Genomic DNA, 3,925 nt, shown 5'->3' with positions numbered 1-3,925 from the left:
TTGGGGTAGGTTTCTTGTTTTGGGGTAAGATTGCGCGCGCTGCGCGCGCCCCAAACAAACCCAAAACCAGAGATCGCAAAGATACCGGATCCACGGAATGCCCACATTACTTTTTCAAAACAATTGATTGATTATTTGTCGATGTTCATAGATAAGGCTGCGGAAAAGAGGCTCCCGGCTTCTAATACCAGAACTTCCGAGATTAAATTGAAGCCAATTCTTCCGCAAGAAGGTTGGCTTATAGAAAGATGGCGCAAGGACACGCTACCTGCAGATCCGGCTGCTCCTTACAATAAGTTTTTGGGCGATAGAAAGAATGCTTTTTGGTGTTTTGATAAAGAAATGGCCCAAATGACCGAGCAGTGTTATGCCAAAGATCGTGGTAAATTACCTCAGTTGGTAGATTTTGTGCAAAATGATTCTCTTATTAAAATCAATCCGAAAGCATTTGAGTTGGTCGATTTAAAATTCCCAAAATTGGACGCATCGCTTATTTTTAAATTAGAAGGAGCTTTCCTAAACAAAGTGCCAGGTGGCAATCCGACAATTTGGACAGATAAAAAAGCAGGAAGTTTTATCAGCCATTCAGATTCCGGCTCTCCAATTTTGCTTTCACGTATTACAGGGCCTGTGGAGCAATTGGGAATGAATACATTTGCTATTCGTTTTAATAGATTATCCTTGTCTTATGATAGAAGAATGGGTGATGTATGGCTGTTAGCAAGCCATTCCGGAGATAGTAAATACAAGCACACAGTACAACAGGCATTAATGAAGATTCCCTTTTGGCTAAAAGAGGGGGAAACACAGAAAATAAATTTTCGTAAAATTTCGGATCAAAATGTTACAAATAAATTTATAAGGCTGCGTGCGGTGTCAACTGCTGGTTTGCCTGTTTACTATTATGTAAGAGAAGGTCCTGCCGAAATAGAAGGAAATATTTTGAAATTGACCGCTATTCCTCCCCGGGCAAAATATCCAATTCGGATAACGGTTGTTGCATGGCAATATGGCAGAAATATTCAACCAAAAATTCAATCTGCGAAAGAAGTAGAGCAATCATTTTTAGTATATAAGTAAGGTTTAATTAAAATGGCTAAGTGCAGAATTATACCATATTTTTTGAAGCTTAGGTTGATGTCGCGTATATAGATTGTAAATTTAATTTCACAATTCATTGCAGCTATCTGTTCTGAATTTTAAAATGTCTAGCTTAAAAGCTCTATTGAATTAGCACGGGTGATGAAAATGCAATTGGAATAAGCAGTCCAAATTGGGCAGGGGGTTATCCGTGGATAGATAAAAAATATAATATTTAAAATGTAATATTTACGGTTTTTTCCTGGCGCATAGAGACGCAAAAATAGATAAATATTCAAATTTTTATAAATGAAAAAGTATACGATTTTGATTTCGGGTGTCGCTGCATTAGGTGGTCTTTTGTTTGGCTTTGATACCGCCGTTATAGCAGGCGCTATCTCGGGTTTGAAAAATTATTTCTCTTTAAATAATGCTGATATTGGTTTAGTGGTAGCTGCAGCTTCTATTGGCTGCATTCCCGGCGCTTTCTTCTCTGGGAGATTGGCAGATAAATATGGGAGAAAAAAGATGATGTTACTGACCGCTATTTTATATGTTGTTGCTTCTATAGGAAGCGGTATTGCCGGAAGTTTCGCGCAGTTGGTTATTTACCGGTTTGTAGGCGGATTAGCCATAGGAATGGCGTCAACTTTAGCCCCCATTTATATTTCTGAAGTTGCTCCCGCTGATTTTAGAGGGCGACTTGGGATGATGCAGCAATTGGCAATAGTTTTGGGTATTTTAATTGCTTTCATTAGCAATTATGCACTTGCTAATACAGGATTCTCGTTTGTTACAACTCAAAATCAATGGCGCTTTATGTTGGCTGCAGCTTTGATACCTTCTTTGATCTTCTTCATTTTATTGGCACTTGTTCCTGAAAGTCCACGTTGGCTGATCTTAAACGATAAATTAAGTCAGGCTAAAAAAGTATTCTCTAAAATATATGAAAATAGTGCAGCAGAGAAGGAAGTAAATGCGGTCCAAGCAGACATAAATAAGCATTCTGCTAAACTTAGCTTTAAAGACATTTTTTCGAATAAATATAAACGCGTAGTTCTTATAGGTATTGTATTCGCAGCAATTGCACAACTGACAGGAATTAATATCATCTTCTATTATGCGCCGTTGATCTTTGAAAAAACGCATGTGGGCGGAAGTGTTCTTTTTCAAACCGTTTTAACGGGTATAGTAAATTTAATATTTACTCTGATTGCTTTTGCTCTTATTGATAGGGTAGGTAGAAAAAAATTATTATTGTTTGGTTCGGTAGTAATGGGTCTTTGTATGTTTGTTATTGGGTATTTGTTTTATAAAAAAAGACTCGATAATTATTTTGTATTAATTACCGTATTCGTTTATATCGCCGCATTTGCCTGTACTTGGGGCGCAGTTCTTTGGGTGTATGTGGCAGAAATTTTTCCCAATAGAATTCGTGGGCACGCCACCTCTTTTGCGATATTTGGGAATTGGCTTTCTAATGCGATTGTTTCTTATACATTTCCAATAATGCTCTCTCATCTGGGATCGCCAACTACTTTTTTTGTTTATGGAATTATTAATTTGGGCATGATATTCTTTGTAAGCAAATTTGTCTTTGAAACGAAAGGTGTAGCCTTAGAAAAAATTGAGGAATATTATCAATAAAATCATCAGGTGTGTTGATGGAATTATGCTAAGTTAACTCTATTTTTTTAGTGGAATCTCTAATTATTAATTTAGGTTCCAAGATCCGCGTTTCTACTTGTAAATTTTGATTATCTTTTTTCATGTTTAAAAGTAGAATTCTGATTATTTCATTTGCTATCTTATCTATTGGTTGAGCAATGGACGTAATTGAAGGATTGAATAAATCAAAATGTGTGTTGTCATCAAAGCTTATTATCCCATATTTTTTGGGATGTCGTTTTTGTATTTCTTTTATGGCACCTAAGCCGCTTAATGCAATATAGTTCGTTGAAAAAATTAAGGCATCTAGCTGTGAATTTTTTAATAAATATGTGGCAATTTCAGAATGTTCTTTTTCTTTTCCAGCGTTAAAATTGGTTTCTAAAAAGCTGCTTTTTAATGTATGTTCTTCCATAAAAGATTGATAGCCTCTAAGCCTATCTTTCATATTGCTGTGTAAGAGTTTTGTTGTAATGAAACCAATATTGCTGAAGCCTTGTTTATAAAGGTGTTTTGCCGCTTCATATGTTCCGTTGTAATTGTTTATAAGAACATTGTTTGTTTTTAAATTTGGCAAATGTCTATCAAACAAAACGAAAGGCGTTTTATCCTCTATTAATTCCTGAATTTTAGACTCACTATTTACACAGGGGGCAATTATAAAACCGTCCACCTGCCGGTGTTTATAAGTGGTAATTAATTTATTCAATTTATTGAAATCGTTTTCAGTACTTGAGTAAATCAATTCGTAATTATATGTCGCAGCTTTTTTCTCGATTAAACTGGTGATTTCCGCGAAAAAAGGATTGGCTATATCTTCTACCAGCATGCCAATAGTGTTGCTTTTCCCTGTCCTTAGACTCCGGGCAATTTGATTAGGCTTATATCCGGATTTGGCTGCATAATCTAAAATTCTTTTTTTTGTGTTATTGCCAATTCTCCTCTCTTGCGCTTTACCATTTAGTACCGAAGAAACTGTACTTACAGCTACATTTAATTCTTTAGCTATATCGATTATGGAGGTATGTTTTTTCACTAAAGGTTTGTCATTTTAATTAAAAAAATTAATTATTTTTTCTCATTGAGTGATTTGAAATAAGGTTTGTTGGTAATACTATCTTGTCAAAATATTTTTGTGCGGATTTGTTTTTTTTGTCTATTAATTCTAATAATACTT

Annotated in this window: 3 protein-coding genes; 2 read left to right on the top strand and 1 reads right to left on the bottom strand. The window is 35.2% G+C overall.

All coding sequences use genetic code 11. From position 1 onward, the window contains the following. Positions 1–141: 141 nt before the first annotated feature. Entirely contained in the window at positions 142–1,080 is a 939-nt protein-coding gene (locus ACQR30_RS12910) for a hypothetical protein (RefSeq protein ID WP_429735751.1), read from the top strand. 309 nt (positions 1,081–1,389) lie between these two features. Further along, the gene (locus tag ACQR30_RS12905) at positions 1,390–2,727 is read left to right on the top strand and encodes a sugar porter family MFS transporter (RefSeq protein ID WP_429735748.1); all 1,338 of its coding nucleotides are present in this window, start codon (positions 1,390–1,392) and stop codon (positions 2,725–2,727) included. A gap of 28 nt (positions 2,728–2,755) precedes the next feature. On the opposite strand, the gene ACQR30_RS12900 is transcribed toward ACQR30_RS12905, so the two are convergent. Then, positions 2,756–3,784, bottom strand: coding sequence for a LacI family DNA-binding transcriptional regulator (locus ACQR30_RS12900; RefSeq protein ID WP_429735745.1), 1,029 nt, complete (start codon positions 3,782–3,784; stop codon positions 2,756–2,758). Between the last annotated feature and the right edge of the window lie 141 nt (positions 3,785–3,925).

Origin of the sequence: Arachidicoccus sp. (assembly GCF_050436765.1) — a bacterium.
In the GTDB taxonomy this organism is placed as follows: Bacteria; Bacteroidota; Bacteroidia; order Chitinophagales; family Chitinophagaceae; genus Arachidicoccus.
The sequence above is the reverse complement of the archived record's forward strand: the minus strand, read 5'-3'. Positions and strand labels throughout refer to the sequence as shown.